The sequence below is a fragment of the Deinococcus sp. YIM 134068 genome, assembly GCF_036543075.1.
Taxonomy (GTDB): Bacteria; Deinococcota; Deinococci; order Deinococcales; family Deinococcaceae; genus Deinococcus; species Deinococcus lichenicola.
Window position 1 is genome coordinate 1 of the sequence record NZ_JAZHPF010000018.1, and the last position, 17477, is coordinate 17477.

14 protein-coding genes, 1 rRNA gene and 1 pseudogene are annotated in these 17477 nt (G+C 71.2%); 8 read left to right on the plus strand and 8 right to left on the minus strand.

The annotated features are described in order from the left end of the window. Positions 1-121 (plus strand): 16S ribosomal RNA (locus V3W47_RS14990); the annotation flags it as partial. 273 nt (positions 122-394) lie between these two features. Then, the gene (rpoD, locus tag V3W47_RS14995) at positions 395-1573 is read left to right on the plus strand and encodes an RNA polymerase sigma factor RpoD (RefSeq protein ID WP_331826028.1); all 1179 of its coding nucleotides are present in this window, start codon (positions 395-397) and stop codon (positions 1571-1573) included. A gap of 108 nt (positions 1574-1681) precedes the next feature. Here the strand turns inward: rpoD and V3W47_RS15000 are convergent, their stop codons facing one another. Genes V3W47_RS15000 through V3W47_RS15010 form a run of 3 tightly spaced genes read right to left on the minus strand, consistent with a single transcriptional unit; the run spans position 1682 to position 2975 of the window. Further along, complete coding sequence (locus V3W47_RS15000; protein WP_331826029.1) at positions 1682-2170, minus strand: hypothetical protein; 489 nt, start codon at positions 2168-2170, stop codon at positions 1682-1684. Between the two features lie 7 nt (positions 2171-2177). Next, positions 2178-2552: a DUF6152 family protein gene (locus V3W47_RS15005; RefSeq protein WP_331826030.1), complete on the minus strand. Its 375-nt coding sequence runs from the start codon at positions 2550-2552 to the stop codon at positions 2178-2180. 24 nt (positions 2553-2576) lie between these two features. Next, a complete protein-coding gene (locus tag V3W47_RS15010) occupies positions 2577-2975 on the minus strand; it encodes a DUF6152 family protein (protein ID WP_331826031.1) in 399 nt (132 codons plus the stop codon). A 204-nt stretch (positions 2976-3179) separates the two neighbouring features. Here V3W47_RS15010 and V3W47_RS15015 point away from each other — a divergent pair, with 204 nt between their 5' ends. Next, positions 3180-5042 carry an NPCBM/NEW2 domain-containing protein gene (locus V3W47_RS15015; protein ID WP_331826032.1) on the plus strand — a complete coding sequence of 621 codons (1863 nt, stop codon included), beginning with the start codon at positions 3180-3182 and terminating at the stop codon, positions 5040-5042. 124 nt (positions 5043-5166) lie between these two features. Here the strand turns inward: V3W47_RS15015 and V3W47_RS15020 are convergent, their stop codons facing one another. Next, complete coding sequence (locus V3W47_RS15020; RefSeq protein WP_442877232.1) at positions 5167-6516, minus strand: MFS transporter; 1350 nt, start codon at positions 6514-6516, stop codon at positions 5167-5169. A gap of 58 nt (positions 6517-6574) precedes the next feature. Here V3W47_RS15020 and V3W47_RS15025 point away from each other — a divergent pair, with 58 nt between their 5' ends. Continuing rightward, on the plus strand, positions 6575-7795 hold the full coding sequence (locus V3W47_RS15025; RefSeq protein ID WP_331826034.1) for a sensor histidine kinase: 1221 nt from the start codon (positions 6575-6577) through the stop codon (positions 7793-7795). Positions 7796-7863: 68 nt separating this feature from the next. Here V3W47_RS15025 and V3W47_RS15030 read toward each other — a convergent pair whose 3' ends face one another. The 4 genes from V3W47_RS15030 to V3W47_RS15045 all read right to left on the minus strand — a co-directional run bounded on the left by V3W47_RS15030 (position 7864) and on the right by V3W47_RS15045 (position 12955). Beyond that, positions 7864-8604 carry an ABC transporter ATP-binding protein gene (locus tag V3W47_RS15030; RefSeq protein WP_442877234.1) on the minus strand — a complete coding sequence of 247 codons (741 nt, stop codon included), beginning with the start codon at positions 8602-8604 and terminating at the stop codon, positions 7864-7866. Between the two features lie 26 nt (positions 8605-8630). Beyond that, positions 8631-10445: a branched-chain amino acid ABC transporter ATP-binding protein/permease gene (locus V3W47_RS15035; protein WP_442877233.1), complete on the minus strand. Its 1815-nt coding sequence runs from the start codon at positions 10443-10445 to the stop codon at positions 8631-8633. Beyond that, positions 10442-11491, minus strand: a complete 1050-nt coding sequence (locus V3W47_RS15040; RefSeq protein ID WP_331826035.1) for a branched-chain amino acid ABC transporter permease — start codon at positions 11489-11491, stop codon at positions 10442-10444. Before V3W47_RS15040 ends, V3W47_RS15035 begins: the two co-directional genes overlap by 4 nt. Before the next feature lie 603 nt (positions 11492-12094). Beyond that, entirely contained in the window at positions 12095-12955 is an 861-nt protein-coding gene (locus V3W47_RS15045) for a sensor histidine kinase (RefSeq protein ID WP_331826084.1), read from the minus strand. 132 nt (positions 12956-13087) lie between these two features. Between V3W47_RS15045 and V3W47_RS19725 the strand changes: the two are divergent. The 4 genes and pseudogenes from V3W47_RS19725 to V3W47_RS15065 form a co-directional block, all read left to right on the plus strand. Beyond that, positions 13088-13564: pseudogene (locus tag V3W47_RS19725) on the plus strand (DUF3500 domain-containing protein); the annotation flags it as partial. A gap of 107 nt (positions 13565-13671) precedes the next feature. Further along, positions 13672-14217, plus strand: coding sequence for a DUF3500 domain-containing protein (locus tag V3W47_RS15055; RefSeq protein WP_331826036.1), 546 nt, complete (start codon positions 13672-13674; stop codon positions 14215-14217). 112 nt (positions 14218-14329) lie between these two features. Beyond that, the gene (locus tag V3W47_RS15060; protein WP_331826037.1) at positions 14330-15649 is read left to right on the plus strand and encodes a HupE/UreJ family protein; all 1320 of its coding nucleotides are present in this window, start codon (positions 14330-14332) and stop codon (positions 15647-15649) included. 414 nt (positions 15650-16063) lie between these two features. Then, positions 16064-17272, plus strand: coding sequence for a DUF3500 domain-containing protein (locus V3W47_RS15065; protein ID WP_331826038.1), 1209 nt, complete (start codon positions 16064-16066; stop codon positions 17270-17272). Positions 17273-17477 lie beyond the last annotated feature (205 nt).

Genomic DNA, 17477 nt, shown 5'->3' on the forward strand with positions numbered 1-17477 from the left:
GAGTACGTCGCAGCTAAAACCATCGGGAGCCGCAAGGCAGGTGTCTAGGCTGTGGCGCATGACTGGGGTGAAGTCGTAACAAGGTAACTGTACCGGAAGGTGCGGTTGGATCACCTCCTTTCTACAGTTGCTCTCAGGCCTCTTCCGCGTCGTGTTCTCGTCTCCCAGCCCTTTGGCAGCACCCTTCAACACGAGAAACTTCTGCTCACGCAGATGTTTTGCTTCCGCCCCGCTCCGGGGTTTTTGTCGTCTAACACGAGAACAGGCCGCGACCACAGCGGCCCCAACGTCATGAGGGGTGGGCTTTCCACCCGAGCCACCCACCGCGCCCTCGTTCCCTGGCCTGCCCGAGAGAGTGGGCGAGCCGTGCGGAACGCTGCCCCCGGAGACCACCATGCCGAGCAAATCAACCACCACCAAACCCACCTCCCGCCGGACGAAAGCGCCGGAGGGTGGCACCACCGCCGTGCTGGAGCGGGCCGTTCCCGACGAGGTGCGCCTGCCCGAAGACATCGACGAACTGGACGCCCTGCTCTCCCCCGAGGGCGAGGACGCGCTGGAGCCGGAGGCGGAGGACGAGGACGAAACCGAGACCACCACGGCGAGGAGCGCCGAGGGCGAGGAGGAGTTCACCCTCGACGCGAGCGCGGAGGCCTACCGGGGCGACGCCCTGCGCCAGTACCTGCACGAGATCGGGCGGGTGCCGCTGCTGAGCGTGGCCGAGGAGATCGACCTCGCGCGGCGCTACGAGGAGGGTGAGGAGGCGCGGCGTCAGTTGGAGACCGAGGCCGAGCTGAACGATGTGCAGCGCCGCCGCCTGCAACGCCGGGTGGAGGACGGCTCGGCGGCCAAGCAGGCCCTCATCGAGGCCAACCTGCGCCTCGTCGTGAGCATCGCCAAGAAGTACGCCAACCGGGGCCTGGGCCTGCTCGACCTCGTGCAGGAGGGCAACACGGGCCTGATCCGCGCGGTGGAGAAGTTCGAGTACCGCCGGGGCTACAAGTTCTCCACGTATGCGACGTGGTGGATTCGGCAGGCCGTGACCCGCGCCATCGCCGACAAGGCCCGGACCATCCGCGTGCCCGTGCATATGGTCGAGACGATCAACAAACTCAGCCGTATGTCGCAGCAACTGGAGATGGAGCTGTCGCGCGAGCCGAGCGACGAGGAGATCGCCGAGGCGATGGGGCCGGGCTGGGACGCCGCGAAGGTGGAGGAGACCCAGAAGGTCCGCTGGGAGCCGATCTCGCTGGAGGCCCCCATCGGCGACGAGGGCGACTCCTTCTACGGCGACTTCATCTCCGACGAGCGCTTCGGCTCGCCCGCCGAGCACGCCAACCAGAGCCTGATGGGCGAGGCCCTGGAGCGGGCGCTCTCGACCCTGAACGAGCGCGAGGGCCTGGTCCTGCGGCTGCGTCACGGCTTCGTCGATGGCCGCGAGCACACGCTGGAGGAGGTCGGCCAGTTCCTGAACGTGACCCGCGAGCGCGTGCGCCAGATCGAGAGCAAGGCCTTGCGGAAGCTCAAGTACCTGGAGAGCCGGGGCAGCAGCCTGCGGGATTTCCTGGAGTAAGCGAACCCAATACGGCACCGCCTTCCCCGTGTGGGAGGGCGGTTTTCTTTTGGACAGAGGAGCCGTCGGCGAGGGCGAAGAGCAGTCCATCCATTCGGGCGGGGCGGGTCACACGTAGGCGATGAGACGCCCCAACACGAGCACCGCCGCCCACAGGGTCAGGGAGAGGAGGCCCGCCAGCCGGGCGGCAGGGGGCGGCATGACCCCCAATCCCCAGGCCGTCACGCTCCGGGCGACGCGCGCGTGGAAGAAGGCCGCGTTCACCCCGGCCAGGGCGATCAGGGCGAGCTTGGCGAGGAACACGGGCTTGAGGCCCGTCTCGGTCGCGTCGGTGGCGAGGAGCAGCACCCCGCTCACGGCGGCGAGCGCGAAGCCGAGCCACACCAGCGGCAGCGCGTGCCGGGCCACCAGCCCCACGGGCAGCCGCCGCGACACCCCCAGCAGCCGCAGGTCGAGGCACGCCGCCGCCCCGACGAGCAGGGCGAAGCCCAGAATATGCACGCTCTCCACCGCCGGGTACAGCCAAATCGAGCGGGCCAGCGCCACGGCGGGCGGCGTTTGCTCCAGCCATGTCAGCAGACGCTCGACGGCGACCATCGGGGGATCAGGAGGTGTCGATGGTGCGCCCGTTCAGGACCACCGTCTGCCCGGCGAGCGTATGGGTGCCGTCCCGCGCGGGCCAGCCGGTGACGGTGAGGCGCGTGCCCGCCCGCAGGGTCTCCTCGGTCAGCCCCAGGGCGAGGGCCTGCGCCGGGCGGGGCCGCAGGTCGATGCGCCACGTCCGCGCCGGGTTCGCGGTCACGAGGTCGAACTCGATGTGCGGGTTGCCGTAGTCGAGCTTCTGGACCGTGCCGGAAACGGTCACGCTCCGGCTGGAGTCGAAGAGCGCCGTGTAGGAGTGGTAGGCGAGGGCGACGGTGGCGGTGGCGGTGGCGGTGGCGGCAAGCAGCAGGGCGGCGGCCAAAGCGTGACGGGGCATGGGTCCCTCCTCGCGGTGGGGCTTTCAGCGCAGCTCGAAGGGGAGGTAAATCTGCTCGGCGCGCAGCTCGTTGGCCTCCGTGCGGTGCGGGTAGCCCACGACCCGCACGGTCAGGCCCGGCCTCAGCATCCCGTCGGGAATCCCCCGGCTCCCCATGCGGGCGGGCGGCGCGAGGATCGCCACCCAGGTGCGGGCCGGGGTGCCCACCTCCAGCCGCACCGTGACGTGCGGGTTCTCGTACCCCACCGCGCGCACGACCCCGGTGAGGTCCAGCGTCCGGTTGGCGTCGTACTCGCTCCAGCCGTGGTGGGCGGAGGCCAGCCCGGCGAGCAGCAGGGAGGCCAGGACGCGGGCGGCCAGTGGCCGAAGAGCGGGGGGCCGGAGGGAACGGCCCACGGGGGGAAGAGGCTGGGCGTCGGACATGGAGACCCTCCTCGCGCCGAACGGCGGTGCCCTGAACTCGAAACGGGGGAAACGACCGAGGCCGCGCTCGTGGGGGCCGCGCTTCCGTCTTCAGCGTACGGCCCGGGCGTGAGAAGTGGGACGTGTGTCCCGGCCTACTGTCGTCCGCCCCTCCTCACGCTGACCCCACAGTTCGCCCCTACCCTCGCGGCAGGAGGAATGCCTATGCGCCCGTTGCCCGTGGCTCTGGTCACGCTGATGCTGGCGGCCTGCTCGCAGCCGACCGACCCGGCGGGGAGTGGGGCCGCCGAGAACTATGATCACGTGGACGGCACGTGGACCTTCCCGCCCACCCTGACCCCGCAGGCCCTGACGGTGGGGGTCAACACCCTGTATTACGAACGTGCCCTGAGCGCCACGAGCGGCTGGGGTCCCATCGAGGTGGACCGCAGCAACGGGGAACGGGCGGCGGGCGACGGCGGGACCCTCACCCTGAACGGCACCGCCCACCCGAGGGGGTTCGGTGTGCATGCGTCCGCCGAGCAGAAGTACGCCCTGACGAGCACGGACGGCTCGGCCTGTACGCGCTTCCGGGCGGCGGTCGGGGTGGACGACGAGGTGGGGGGCCGGGGCAGCGTGGTCTTTCAGGTCTGGGGGGACGGCGAGAAGCTGTTCGACAGCGGCAGGATGACGGGCGCGAGCACCACCCGGCAGATCGACGTGGACGTGAGCGGGCGGGGCACCCTCCGCATGGTCGTGACCGACGGCGGGGACGGCAAGAGCTTCGATCACGCCGACTGGATCGACCCGACCATCACCTGCGCGGCGACGCCCCCGCTCGTGTCGCGGACCGTGACGGTGCCCGCCGGGATGCGCGCCGCCCCCTTCGACCAGACGCGGACCCTGCGGGTGCCGACCGGCTCGCGCATCTCGGTCGTGGCGCGGGTGGGGGCGGCGCGGTTCCTGCTGCCGCTTCCGAACGGCGACCTGCTCGTCTCGCAGCCGTGGGAGGGCCGGGTCGTCCGACTCCAGCCCGGCACCGCGCCGAGTGACCCGAAAGCGGCCTCGGTACTGCTGAGCGGCCTGAAGTCCCCGCATGACCTCGTGCTCTCGACCCAGGGCGGCACGTCGTACCTGTACGTCAGCGAGACCGACCGGGTGCGCCGCTACCCGCTGGTGGGCGGGGTTCCGGACGCGGGAGCGGGACAAACGGTCGTCTCCGGTCTGCCCGACGCCAGCCTGCCCGAGTTGCGGGGCAGCTACGGCCACGCGCTGAAGAACATCGCCATCGACGGCGGCACCCTGTACGTCTCCATCGCCTCGGCGACGAACGCCGACCCCGCCGACCTCGCCGCGACGCCCAAGCGCGGGGCGGTGTACACCTACGACGCGAACCGCCTCGGCCAGACCGGGACGGGCGGCACCCTCTACGCCCAGGGGCTGCGGAACGCCGAGGGCCTCGCCATCGCGCCCGGCGCGCGCGACCTGTGGGTGACGGTCAACAACCGCGACAACCTCGCCTACCCCTTCCACGGGGACATCACGGGGGACGGGCAGGACGACTACGGCAAGGTCGTCCCCTCCTACGTGGACAACCATCCGCCCGAGGAGCTGATCCGGGTGCGGGCGGGCGGCCATTACGGCTGGCCCTTCTGCAACCCGAACCCCGACGGCGGGTTCCTGAACATGCCCTTCGACCGTGACGTACAGACGAACGCGGACGGAAGCCGCCTGAACTGCGGGACTGCCGACCGCGTGACCGTCGGGATGCCCGCCCACGCCGCGCCGCTGGGTCTGACCTTCTGGACGGGGCCTGGGGTGCCTGCCGCCTACGCGGGGGGCGCGGTCGTCGGGCAGCACGGCTCGTGGAACCGCACGAGCTTCAGCGGCCACAGGTTCGTCCTGTTCCCGGCGGTCGGCGGCTCGCTGGGCGAGGGGCGCGACCTCGTGACGGGCTTCGTGACCGACCCCGTGGCGAAGACCCGCTGGGGCCGCCCCGTGGACGCTGCCGTGGCCCCGGACGGCGGGCTGTACCTCAGCGACGACCTCAGCGGCACGGTGTACCACCTGTCGCCGCCCACGCCCTAGCGGTCAGGGCGGGGGTGGGGAGGCTGACCTCGGGAGGGTTGCCCGTCGCCAGCCTTGCGGTGCCAGCACTCCGTCAGGGAAATTGCTTTCTCCCCCGACTCCACCTCCCGCCCCACCCCCGCGCTCAGCCCCGCCCCACCCGCGCGGCGGCGAGCCACGTGACGAGGGAGCCGAGCAGCGTGACGAGGAAGGCGAGGGCGAAGGCCGTGCCCAGCGGCTCGACCCGCGCGAGGAGGGCACCGCCCACGCCCGCCGCCGCCGCCGTCATGAGGACCTCGGCGTTGGCGAGCTGGCCGGAGAGCCGCCCCGAGTCCTCCGGGCGGACGGTGGCGAGGGCAAGGAGGCTGTTGCTGTTGTAGCCCACGCCCATGCCGAGGGCCGCCAGCGCCTGCCCCGCGTAGGCCCAGGGAAGGGGGAGGTGCCCCAGCACCGCGAGCGCCGTGACCAGCAGGCCGGCGGTGAGGACGGCCATTCCCACGCGGATGCGCGCCGGGCGCGACCCTGGGCCGAGGCGGCGGTCCAGCCGGGCCTGCACGGAGGCACCCAGGGTCCACGACACGCCCCCGACGCTCAGGAGCCACCCGGCCTCGGTGAGGCTCAGGCCGCGCAGCTCACGCAGGGCCAGCGGCAGGAAGGAGGACGTGCCCAGCAGCGCGAAGGCCGCGAAGCCCCGCACCACGAGCGCGGCGGGCAGGCCGGGGGCGAGGTGCCACATCCCGCGCGGAAACAGCGGGCGCGAGGCGAGGACCACTCCGACCACCCCGAGCAGGGTCAGCGGCAGGGCGAGGGCGTCGTCCCGGCGCAGGCCCTCCAGCCCCGCCCCCGCCGCGAGGGTCAGGCCGAGCGCAGGCCACAGGAGGGCGCGGTCCCCCGACGCCGACCCCCGGCCCGTCCCGCCCCGCAGCGGCAGCACGCACAGCGGCGCGACGAGCGCGAGGACGGGGATCAGGCCCCAGAACACCGCCCGCCACGACCACGTGTCCGCGATCAGGCTGGCGACGAGTGGGCCGACGAGTGCGGGCAGCAGCCACGCGCCGGAGACGGCGGCGAGCATGGGCGCGCGCCCCTCCTCCGGGTAGCGCGCGGCGATCACCACGAAGGGCAGCGCCCCCAGCCCCCCAGCCCCCAGCCCCTGTACGAGCCGCCCGAACACGAACACGGGCATGGACGCCGCCAGCCCCGCCACCGCGAGGCCGAGCGCGAACACCGCCAGCGAGAGCGTCGCCGAGGACGCCATCCCCCGGCGGTCGGTGAGGACCCCGGAGGCCACCGCCCCGAACAGGCTGGCGAGCAGAAAGGCCCCCGACGCCCAGCCGTAGAGGGGCAGGCCGCGCAACTCCTCGGCGACGCGGGGCAGCACGGTCCCGACCGCCATCGACTCGAAGGCGACCGCGAGGACCACGAGCAGCAGGCCCGCGCTCAGCAGGCGGGGGGCACCGGGAGGGGCGGCGGCGGACACGGACGGCACGGACACGGCAGACATCCTGGCACAGCCGCTGGGGAAGGGGGCGCTAGAGTGACGTTCATTCCCCATGACCCACGACGACCTCTCCCCTGCCCTCCCGCCAGAGGCCCCGGCCTCCGAACTCCCGGCCCGCGTGCGCGCGCTGGAGGTCCAGGTGCGGGACCTGGAGGCGCGGGAGCAGCGGGCAAGGGCGCTGTTCGACGCGGTGCCCGTCGCCTCCCTCGTGCTGGACGCGGAGGGCCGGATCGAGGAGGTCAATGCGGCGGGGGCGGCCCTGCTGGGGCTGCCGCCGGGGGAGGTGCGGGGGAGGCGGCTGGGAGAGTTCGCGGTGCCCGGCTCGCGGCCCGTCCTCGACAGGCTGCTGGGGCGGGTGTTCGAGGCCCCGGTGGTGAGGTGGGGGGAGGTCCGGCTGCGCCACGCGGACGGCCCCCCCCGCGAGGTGCGGCTCGACGCCGTGGCCCCCGGCGGGGGCGGGGAGGGGGAGGGGCAGGCCCGCCGCTGCCACCTGACGGCGACCGACCTCGCCCCCTCCGGACCGGGGCGGCAGGCGGTGGACCTCGAACACACGGCGCGGGTGCAGGCCCAGGGTGAGGAACTGGAGCAGGTCGTCGGTGCCTTCATCGGGCAGCTTCAGGGACCGGTGGGGCGCGCGATGAGTGCGCTGAGGCTGCTGCGCCGGGTGCTGGGGGACGCGCCGCCGGGGGTCGCCCGCCCGCTGCTGCATGCCGAACGCTCGACCCAGCAGGTCCTCGCGCTGCTGGAGTCGGTGGACCGCTACATGCAGGTCCGGCACATGGGTGCCCGCCTGCGCCGGGTAGACCTCAACGCCGTGCTGCGCGAGGTGCTCAAGGAGTTGCATGGGCTGCTCGCCGACCGCCGGGTGCAGCTCACGGGTGGTCCCCTGCCCACCGTGGAGGGCGACAGTCAGGCGCTCAGCGTCATCCTCACCGAGTACGTCTCCAACGCGCTGAAGTTCACCCGCACGCGTGACGAGGCGCGGCTGCACTTCCACGTGCGCGAGACGGACACCGAGTACCACGTCGGCCTGGAGGACAACGGGGTGGGCTTTGACCCGAACGGGGGGGAGCGGCTGTTCCGGCTCTTCGGGCGGCAGCATCCGTCCAGCGCCTACGAGGGGTCGGGCCTGGGGCTGGCCGTCGTCCGGCGGGTGTGCGAACGCTTCGGGGGCCGGGTCTGGGGCGAGGGACGGCCCGGCGAGGGCGCGACCTTCTGGTTCGCGTGGCCGAGGCAGCCGACGCTGCCGACGCTGCCGACGCAGACAGATTGATCGCGGTCCTCCGTTCGGTGGATGAGAGGAAGGGGTGCTCCCCCGCACTCGCCGGGCGCACCCCTCCCCTACCCGCCCAGGTAACTCGCGCCCAATTCCGGGTTGCGGGCGAGTTCGGCGGCGGGGCCGTGCATCTTGACCTGCCCGGTCTCCAGCACGTAGGCCTCGTCGCTGATCGCCAGGCTCGCCCGCGCGTTCTGCTCCACGAGGAGGATGGTGACGCCCTCCGCCTTGAGGCCCTGCACGATCCGCAGGATGTCGCGCACGATCAGGGGCGCGAGGCCGAGGCTCGGTTCATCCAGCAGCAGCAGCCTGGGCCTCCCCATCAGGGCGCGGCCAATGGCGAGCATCTGCTGTTCTCCGCCCGACAGGGTGCCCGCGAGCTGGGTGCGGCGCTCACGCAGGCGGGGGAAGCGGTCGTACACGTCGCCCAGGTCCGCGCGCCAGTTCTGACGGCGGCGGCTGTAGGCCCCGAGTTGCAGGTTGTCCGCCACCGTCATGGAGGCGAAGAGGTCACGGCGTTCGGGCACGAGGCTGATGCCGCGTGAGACCCGGCCCTCCAGCGGCACGCCGCGCAGCGATTCGCCCCGGTACGTGATCTCGCCCTGCGACGGCAGCACGCCCATCACCGAGTTCATCAGCGTCGTCTTGCCCGCCCCGTTCGCGCCGATCACGGAGACGATGTGTCCGGCAGGCACCCTCACCCCCACACCGGAGAGGGCCTCGACCCGGCCATAGCGGGTGTGGAGGTCCCGGACCTCCAGCAGCACCTCGCCCGCCTCCCGGGGTCCCACGCGTGATTCGTTCAGGGGCAGTTCGTTCAGGGGAAGGGCCGTCACGCCGCCCCCTCGTCCATGTCCACGCCGAGGTAAGCCTCGCGGACAGCGGGGTTGGACCGAATCTCGGCGGGGGTGCCCTCCGCCAGCTTCTCGCCGTAATTCATGACGACGAGGCGGTCCACGAGGCTCATCACGAGGTCCATATCGTGCTCCACGAGCAGGATCGTCACGCCCTCGTCGCGCAGCCTCCGCAGCAGGGCGGCGAGTTCCATCTTCTCCCCGTAGCGCAGCCCGGCGGCGGGTTCGTCGAGGAGCAGCAGGGTGGGGTCGGCCACGAGGGCGCGGGCCACCTCCAGCGTGCGCTGCTGGCCGAGGGGCAGATTTCCCGCGAGGGTGAACGCCCCCTCGCCCAGCCCGACGCGGCGCAATTGCCTCAGCGCCTCGTGCTGGAGCGCGGCCTCCTCGCGGCGTTCGAGGTGGAGCAGACTGGCGAGCATCCCGGCCTTCCCGCGCGCGTAGCCGCCCATCATCGTGTTGGCGAGCAGGGTCAGGTCGGGTAGGAGGTGGACGTGCTGGAAGGTGCGGCTCATGCCCAGGCGGTGAATCTGCCCCGCGCTCAGCCGCGTCACGTCCCCTCCGGCGAAGGTGACGCGCCCGGAGGTGGCCGGGTTCACCCCCGTGATGAGGTTGAACAGGGTGCTCTTGCCCGCCCCGTTCGGCCCGATCAGCCCCAGGATTTCCCCGGCCCTCAGCTCGAAGGACACGTCGTTCACGGCCCTCAGCCCGCCGAAGGTCTTCACCGCGTGTTCGACCGTGAGGAGCGGCGCGCCCGTGGTGGGCTTGGTGCGGGTGGGCAGCCCCTCTCCCTCCGGGAGCAGGCGCACGGGGGCCTGGGGCAACACCCGCTCGACGAGCGGCCACAGCCCGCGCCGCGCGAATTGCAGCACGAGGATGACGAGCACGCCGAAGACGATCACCTCGAAGTTGCCCTGCGCGCCGGTGATGGCGGGCAGCACGTCGCGCAGCCACTCGCGGAGCGCCGTGATCAGCCCCGCGCCCAGCACGCCGCCCCACACGTGCTGAGAGCCGCCGACCACCCCCATGAACAGGTACTCGATCCCCGCGTTCAGGCTGAAGGGCGTCGGGTTCACGAACCGCTGGCTGTGCGCGTACAGCCACCCCGCCAGCGAGGCCATCAACGCCGCGAGGACGAACACCTGCACCCGCAGCCGGAAGGTGTTCACCCCGAACGCCTCGGCGACGAGGGGACCACCCCGCAGCGCCCGCATGGCCCGCCCGGTGCGGCTGGAGAGCAGGAATTGGGCACCCAGGGCGACGAGACCGAGACCGAGCAGCGCCAGGTACGCGAAGGCACGCGGCGAGGTCAGGCTCAGCCCGAAGAGGTTCAGGGCGGGGATGTCGGTGAGGCCCGTGAAGCCGCCGAGGGCGGGGGTGTTCCCGAAGGTGTAGTACAGGCTGATGCCCCACGCGATGGTGGCGAGCGGGAGGTAGTGCCCCTGCATCCGCAACGTCATCAGGCCGAGGAGCCACGCGATGAGCGCGGTAATTCCAAATCCGGCGAACAGGGTCAGCCACGGACTCCAGCCCGCCCCCGTCGTGAGCACCGCCGTCGTGTACGCCCCGACCCCCATGAAGGCCGCCTGCCCGAAGGAGGTCAGCCCCACGATGCCCGTCAACAGCACCAATCCCGTCACCACGATGGCGAAGATCAGGATGTTCACGAGGAGCGTCACCTGAAACAGCGGCAACACGAGCGGCAGCACGAGGGCCACGAGGACGGCGAGGGCGGTCAGAATCGTGCGGGCCGGGAGGCCGGGGCGGGTGGCCGTCATCTCCTGGGGCCGGGTCATTCCTCGTCCTCCGGGATATGGCGGGTGGTCAGCGAGCGCCACAGCAGCACGGGCAGGATCAGCGTGAAGACGATGACCTCCTTCCAGGCGGACAGGCTGAAGGACGCGAAGCTCTCGATCAGCCCCACCAGAACAGCGCCCGCCGCCGCGAGCGGATAGCTCACCAGCCCGCCGATGATCGCGCCGATGAAGCCTTTCAACCCGATCAGGAAGCCGGAGTCGTAGGTCATGGCGACCGAGGGACCGATCAGCATGCCGCCCAGCGCGCCGATCAGGGCCGCGAGCGTGAAGGTCAGCATTCCCGCCGACGAGGGGCTGATGCCGACGAGCCGCGCGCCGAGGCGATTCACCGCCGTGGCCCGCAACGCCTTGCCCGGCATGGTGCGCTCGAAGAAGACGAACAGGCCGAGCATCAGCAGGGCGGAGACGAGGATCACGAGGAGGCTCTGCCAACTGAGCGTGACCTGACCGAGCGTGAGGTTGCCCGGTGCGAAGGGCGGCGTGCGCGACCCCTCCGGCCCGAAGAAGACGAGCGCGAGGCCGGTCAGGGCGAGGTGCAGCGCGACCGAGGCGATCAGCAGCACGAGAACCGAGGCGTTTTGCAGCGGCTGGTAGACCGTGCGGTACAGCAGCGGTCCCAGCGGGGCGACGAGGGCGAGCGTCAGGAGCGCCTGAATCCACAGCGGCGGCTTGAGGGGCACAATCCACCCGGCAAGGGCAGACACCACCCCGCCAAGCACCAGCGCACCCAGCAGCGTCAGCCCCGCGCGCCCGGCCCGGCCCCGCCGTACCTGCGTGAAGGCCTCCATGACGGCGGCAACTCCCAGAACCACGAGCAGGAGCGACAGGGTGCCCGGCACCCTTCCTAGTTGAAAGGAGGCCAGCGTCAGCGTGCCGAAGACGACGAACTCGCCGAGGGGAATGAAGATCACCCGCGTGACGGCGAAGACGAGGACGGTCGCCAGCGCGAGCAGCGCATACACCGCGCCGTTCGTCAGCCCGTCGGCGGCGAGGATTGGGAAGATGGTGGGGTCGAAGATTTGCATGCGGCTCCAGGCGTGCGGGAAAGGGAGACGAACACCGGAGACGGCACGCTCCGTCCGCGTGTTCGCTGCTCTTGGGAGGTGTGACGTTCCCCATTCTGCACGCTTCCCGGCCCGCCGCAAGGACGACCGACGACGCAGGCTCACGCCGCCAGTCGGGGGAATGAGGAGGCCCGCGCTCCGGCACCGAGTCGGGCGGCTGCCGGAGGGAGGGACATCCTTCACCAGGAGGAGACCAACGGTGCGGGAGTGAGGGGCGACACGGCTTGGGCGTCCCACCCACTACTCCCCGGAGCCTGAAAAAGGTGCCTATCCTCCGTGAAGTGCGCGGGGACGGCGTGCCGGTTCCTGCTTCCGTGAACTCCTGGCGCGGCTCGTGGAAGGGTCAGGGAGAGGGATGACGAACGTGGCCTACCCGGCTGGGAGACGGGAGAAACCCACTCTTCGCCCGACTCGCCACCTCTATGAAGCGTCAGGCGTCACAAGGGAGACTGACGCCGCCGGACGGCAGACTTGAGGAGTGGGGTGGGAGAGACGAACCCTCCCTTTCCACCGCGCCTTCCACCGCGCCGACGAGTCGTCCGGCCCGACTTCCAGAACAGGCCCTCACGCCCCGGCGGCGGGCAGCACCACGCGGGCGGTCGTGCCCCGGCCCTCCTCGCTGGTGAGGTCGATCCGGCCCCCGTGGGCCTCCACGAGCGTCCGGGCGCTGCTCAGGCCCAGCCCCGTGCCCGTGCCCGCGCGGGCCGCGTCGGCGCGGTAGGCCCGCTCGAACACGTGGGGCAGGCTGGCGGCGGGGATGCCCCGGCCTGTGTCGCGCACCGTCAGGACGACGTGGCCGGGTTCGGCGGTGGCCCCCGCCTCCACGCGCCCGCCCGCCGGGGTGTGGGTGAGGGCATTGGTGATCAGGTTGCCGAGGACCTGCGTCAGCCGGGTGGGGTCCCCGTGGAGGGAGAGGGGACGGTCGGGGAGCCGGGCCGTCAGCGTCACGCCCTCCCGCTCGGCGAGGCCAGCGAAGCCCGCCACCACGTCCCCCACGAGCGCCCCCGCCTCCAGCCCCTCGCGGCGCAGGTGCAGGTCGCCCGTCTCCGCGAGGGCCAGCAGCCGCAGGTCGCCCACGAGCCGACCGAGGTGGAGGGTCTGGGTGTGCAGCCGGGCCAGCCGTTCGGGCGTCGTGGGGAAGGTGCCGTCGAGCAGCCCCTCCAGCGTGCTGCGCATGACGGTCAGGGGCGTGTTGAGGTCGTGGGCGATGTCGGCGGTGAGGCGGCGGTCGGCCTGACGGCGGCGTTCCAGCTCCGCACCCATCGCGTTGAAGGCGGCGGTCAGCTCGCCGAGTTCGTCGGGGGGTCCGGGGGGCAGGGTGGGCGGAGGCTCGCCACTCCCCAGCGCCCGCACTCCCCGGCCCAGCTCGCGCAGGGGAGCCAGCAGGCGGCGGGTGAGCAGCAGCCCGGCCAGCGCGGCGATCAGCCCGACCCCAGGGCGGTGAGCAGGGTCGCCCGCGCCGTGCGCTCCAGAAAGGCCATGCTCAGGGCGTCCAGTCTGGGCGGCGTGTCCGTTTGCAGCAGGTAGGCGATCACCTGCCCGCGCAGCCTCGCCCTGTTGCTCGGCGCGTGCGGCACCACCACGACCACGGACGACACGGACGACGGCACGAGCACGGGCGGCGAAGCGATCAGCACGGGCACGACCAGCGAGGTCGTCACGGCGGCCAACGCCTTCCTCGCCACCCTCTCCAGCACCCAGCAGTCGAGCGTCGTGCTGACGCGCACCGAGTCGAACTCGACCACGTGGTCCAACCTCCCGGTCAATTCGGTGACGCGCAACGGCATCGCCCTGAGCAGCCTGACCAGCACACAGCGGGCCGCCGCCCTCGCCGTCGTGAAGGCCGCGACGGGCACGACCGCCAACGAGGGCTACGACGAGACCACGCAACTCCTCGCCGCCGACGACGTTCTGGCGCAGTCGCAGTCGGGCTACGGCAGCGGTCTGTATTCCCTCGCCTTCCTGAACACGCCGAGCACGACGGGGCAATGGCAGCTCCAGTTCGGCGGGCACCACCTCGCCTACAACATCACCTATAACAGCGGTGCGGTGACGGGCACCACGCCCAAGTTCACGGGCATCGAACCCAAATGCTGGTCGGTGACGGGCAGCACGCCCAAGTTCACGGGCATCGAACCCAAATGCTGGTCGGTGACGGGCAGCACGACCACCGTCATCAGCGGCACCTGCCCGGCCCCGGCACCAGCGGCAGCACGACCACCTACGCGCCGCTGTATCAGGAGCAGCAGGCGCTCGTCGCCATGCTCGCGGGCCTGGACAGCACGCAGCTCGCCAGCGCCAAACTCTCGCAGACCTTCAGCGACGTGCTGCTGGGGCCGGGCGAGGACGGCGAGTTTCCCACCACCAAGTCGGGCCTCGCGGTGAGCGGCCTGAGCACCGCGCAAAAGGCCCTCGTCCTCGCTGCCATCGCGCCCTGGGTGCAGGACGTGGACGACACGACCGCCGCCGCCCTGCTGGCGATCTACGAGGATGAGCTGGACAGTACGTTCGTCGCCTACTCGGGCAACGCCTCCCTGAGCAGCAACGCCGATTACGTGCGGATCGACGGGCCGAGCGTGTGGATCGAGTTCGTGTGTCAGAGCGGCATCGTGTACCGCAACGAGATTCACTACCACACCGTCTGGCGCGACCACACGCGGGACTACGGGGCGAGCTACTCGTTCTAGGAAGTCGCCAGTCGCCAGAACCCATCGGTCGAATGTCGTAGATTCCATTTCAACGGGCGGGGAGACAGGTGCATCGGTCTTCCCGCCTCCTTCGCTTCCGAGGAGACTCGAGTTGACCCTGCCCCGAATTCCCCTGCTGCCCTGGCTTCTCGCCCTCGTCCTCGCCCTGCTGGGCCGGGCGGGGGCACATCCCATGCCGACCACGCTCGTTCAACTCAACATCCACGGCGGGTATGTGGACGCCGACCTCGACCTGCCGTTCAACGAGTTGCAACTGGCGACGCGCTGGAACCTCGTCGGGAACGCGAACGCGCTGGCGCAGTACGGGGAGCGCGTGCGGGCGTATCTGCGCGAACACCTGACGGTGACGACGCCGGGCGGGCAGCCGTGGACGGTGAGCGTCGGCGAGCCGGAGGTCTCCGAGGCCGAGCAGACGGCAACCGGACCGTTTCAGGAGTTCATCGTGCCCGTGCGCCTCACGCCGCCCGCCGGGGCGAGCAGCCGCGCCTTTACCGTGAAGTACGACGCCATCGTGCATCAGGTCGTCACGCACAACGTTCTCGTCTCCATCCGGCAGGACTGGGAGGGCGGCGTGGCCCCCGAACACCCGCTGGAACTCGGCGTCATCCGCACCGACACCCGCACGGGCACGGTGCCGCCCCTCGTGGTCGAGCGGGAGGGCGGCGGTCTGTGGGGCGGCTTTGTCGGCCTGCTGCGGCTGGGGATGACGCACATCGCGGAGGGCACCGACCACCTGCTCTTCCTCCTGGTGCTGCTGCTGCCCGCCCCGCTGCTGGCGCGCACGGCGCTGAAACCGCCCCGTTGGGGGGAGTTCGGCGGGGCGCGGCGCTCGCTCGTCAACATCCTCAAGATCGTCACGGCCTTCACCATTGGACACTCGCTGACGCTGCTGCTGGGGACCTTCCGGCTGGTGGAGCTGCCCACGCAACCCATCGAGGCGCTGATCGCCTTCTCCATCCTCGTCTCGGCGGTCCACGCGCTGCGCCCGATCTTCCCCGGTCGGGAGGCGGGGGTGGCGGCGGGCTTCGGGCTGATTCACGGGCTGGCCTTCTCGTTCACGCTGGCGGAGTTCGACCTCACCGCCGGGCAGATGGCGGTGAGCCTGCTGGGCTTCAACATCGGCATCGAGCTGATGCAACTGCTCGTCATCGCCGTGACGATGCCGTGGCTCATCCTCCTCGCGCGCACGTCCGTCTATACCCCCGTGCGCGTGGTCGGGGCGGGCGTGGCGGCGCTGGCGGCGCTCGGCTGGCTGGGGCAGCGCCTCCTCGGAACCGACAACCCCCTGAGCCTCCTCGCCGACGGACTCGGCACTCACGCCATGTGGATCATCGGCGGCCTCGCGGTGCTGGCCGTGCTGGCGACGCTGGTTTCGCGTCAGGGACCCGGCGTGGGGCGTCCGTTGCCGTGAGGTGGGGTGAGGGAGAGGGAATTGAGGTATTGACTGTTTGGGGGGCCAGGCTCGTTCACCCCCTCCCGGCCTCCCCCCTCAAGGGGGAGGGGCTAAAAAGCCGATGCCCACGTCTCCTTTCTCCCCCCTTGTGACGCCTGATGTGCAATAGAAAGCCAGCGTGCCGAACGTGCTTTTTACTCCCTCTCCCCTTGCGGGAGAGGGCTGGGGAGAGGGGTGACGAGCGACGCTCGTCCTCTTGCTGCACGACGAAGACGCTTCCACCGCCCAACTCGCAATTCACATCAGGCGTTTGTGGGAGGGGGTGACGACCACCGCTCGTCCTTCTGCCAGACGATAAACACTCCTCCCAACACCACCTCGCACCAAACGTTCAAGGGGAAGGAGTAGAACATCCCCACGGAGGTCTCCCCTATGCGCTTTCCCCTCAAACTCTGGATCGGCGCGGCCCTGACGCTGCCCCTCGCCCTCCTCGCGCACGGGGCCGCCGGGGGTGGGGGCGCTCCCTCCGCCTCCGCGTCCTGCACCCAGAGCGACACGACCGCGCGGGTGGTCTGTGCCGCCGACGCCTTCATGGCGACCCTGAGCGCGTCCCAGCGGGAGACCCTCCTTGAGGACTACTCGGCGACGAACGCGGTGAAGTGGTCGAACCTGCCGTGCGGCTCGAATTGCCGGGTGGGAGTGCAACTGAGCGACCTCACCGCCGCGCAGCGGGCCGCCGCCGAGGCAGTTGTGGCCGCCGCGACGGGCCGCACGGCCAACGAGGGCTTCGACGAGGTGCGGCAGATTCGCGCGGCGGACGACGTGCTGGGGGCCGCGCAGGCGAGCGGGGAGGGCGGGGGACCGGGCGCGGGTGGCCCACCCTCGGGACCGCCCCCCGGAGGAGACCCGAACGGCGGCCCCCCACCCGGAGCGCCGGAGGGCGGACCTCCAGCCGGGGGACCGGGCGGTGGTCCCGGCGGTGGTCTCAGCGGTTACGACGCCGACTTCTACTTCATCGCCTTCCTGGGCACGCCCTCCACCACGGGCACCTGGCAGCTCCAGTTCGGCGGGCACCACCTCGCGGTGAACGTCACCTTCAAGGGCGGCAGGGTAGCGGGCAGCACCCCGGAGTTCGTGGGCGTCGAGCCGAGGACGTGGACGACGGGAGGCAGAACCTACGCCCCCCTGAATCAGGAACGCGGCGGAATGCGCGCCCTGCTCGCGTCCCTGAGCGCCACGCAGCGGGAGCGCGCGAGGCTGAGTCCCCGCTTCAGCGACGTGCTGCTGGGGCCGGGCAAGGACGGCCAGTTTCCGCAGGAGGAACAGGGCCTCCCCGTCTCCGCCCTGAACGAGGGGCAACGGGCGCTGGTCCTCGCCGCCATCGCCCCGTGGGTCCGGGACGCGAGCGGGGACGCCGCCGCCCGGCTGCTCGCCACCTACCGTGCGGAGCTGGACCGGACGTACGTCGCCTACTCCGGCACGACCGCCCTGAACGCCAACGCCGACTACGTGCGGATCAGCGGCCCACACGTCTGGATCGAGTTCGTGTGTCAGAACGGGGTGGTCTACGCCGACCAGATTCACTATCACACGATCTGGCGCGACAAGGAGAGCGACTACGGGGGGAGCTTCTTCTACTAGACCTCCTGCGGAAGTCGCACAAGCAAGGGAGAAAGCAGAGGGCAGGAGACCGACAACGGGTGCCCCTTGTCCTCTGCCTTTGACCTTCTGACCCTCGTGGACGTGAACCGGGCGGTCGTTGGGGCCACACCCACACCCCCCGATGTCCGGCATGGGTGGAACTGCCGAGTTCCTCGCGGCCTTACTCACAGCTCATGGGATATAC

Bases quoted from the DNA above. Each gene is read 5' to 3' on its own strand.
- V3W47_RS15000 (WP_331826029.1), bottom strand. From the start codon at position 2,170: ATGGTCGCCGTCGAGCGTCTGCTGACATGGCTGGAGCAAACGCCGCCC.
- V3W47_RS15015 (WP_331826032.1), top strand. From the start codon at position 3,180: ATGCGCCCGTTGCCCGTGGCTCTGGTCACGCTGATGCTGGCGGCCTGC.
- V3W47_RS15040 (WP_331826035.1), bottom strand. From the start codon at position 11,491: ATGCAAATCTTCGACCCCACCATCTTCCCAATCCTCGCCGCCGACGGG.
- V3W47_RS15055 (WP_331826036.1), top strand. From the start codon at position 13,672: ATGCTGGTCGGTGACGGGCAGCACGACCACCGTCATCAGCGGCACCTG.
- V3W47_RS15025 (WP_331826034.1), top strand. From the start codon at position 6,575: ATGACCCACGACGACCTCTCCCCTGCCCTCCCGCCAGAGGCCCCGGCC.
- V3W47_RS15005 (WP_331826030.1), bottom strand. From the start codon at position 2,552: ATGCCCCGTCACGCTTTGGCCGCCGCCCTGCTGCTTGCCGCCACCGCC.
- V3W47_RS15010 (WP_331826031.1), bottom strand. From the start codon at position 2,975: ATGTCCGACGCCCAGCCTCTTCCCCCCGTGGGCCGTTCCCTCCGGCCC.
- V3W47_RS15065 (WP_331826038.1), top strand. From the start codon at position 16,064: ATGCGCTTTCCCCTCAAACTCTGGATCGGCGCGGCCCTGACGCTGCCC.
- V3W47_RS15035 (WP_442877233.1), bottom strand. From the start codon at position 10,445: ATGACCCGGCCCCAGGAGATGACGGCCACCCGCCCCGGCCTCCCGGCC.
- rpoD (WP_331826028.1), top strand. From the start codon at position 395: ATGCCGAGCAAATCAACCACCACCAAACCCACCTCCCGCCGGACGAAA.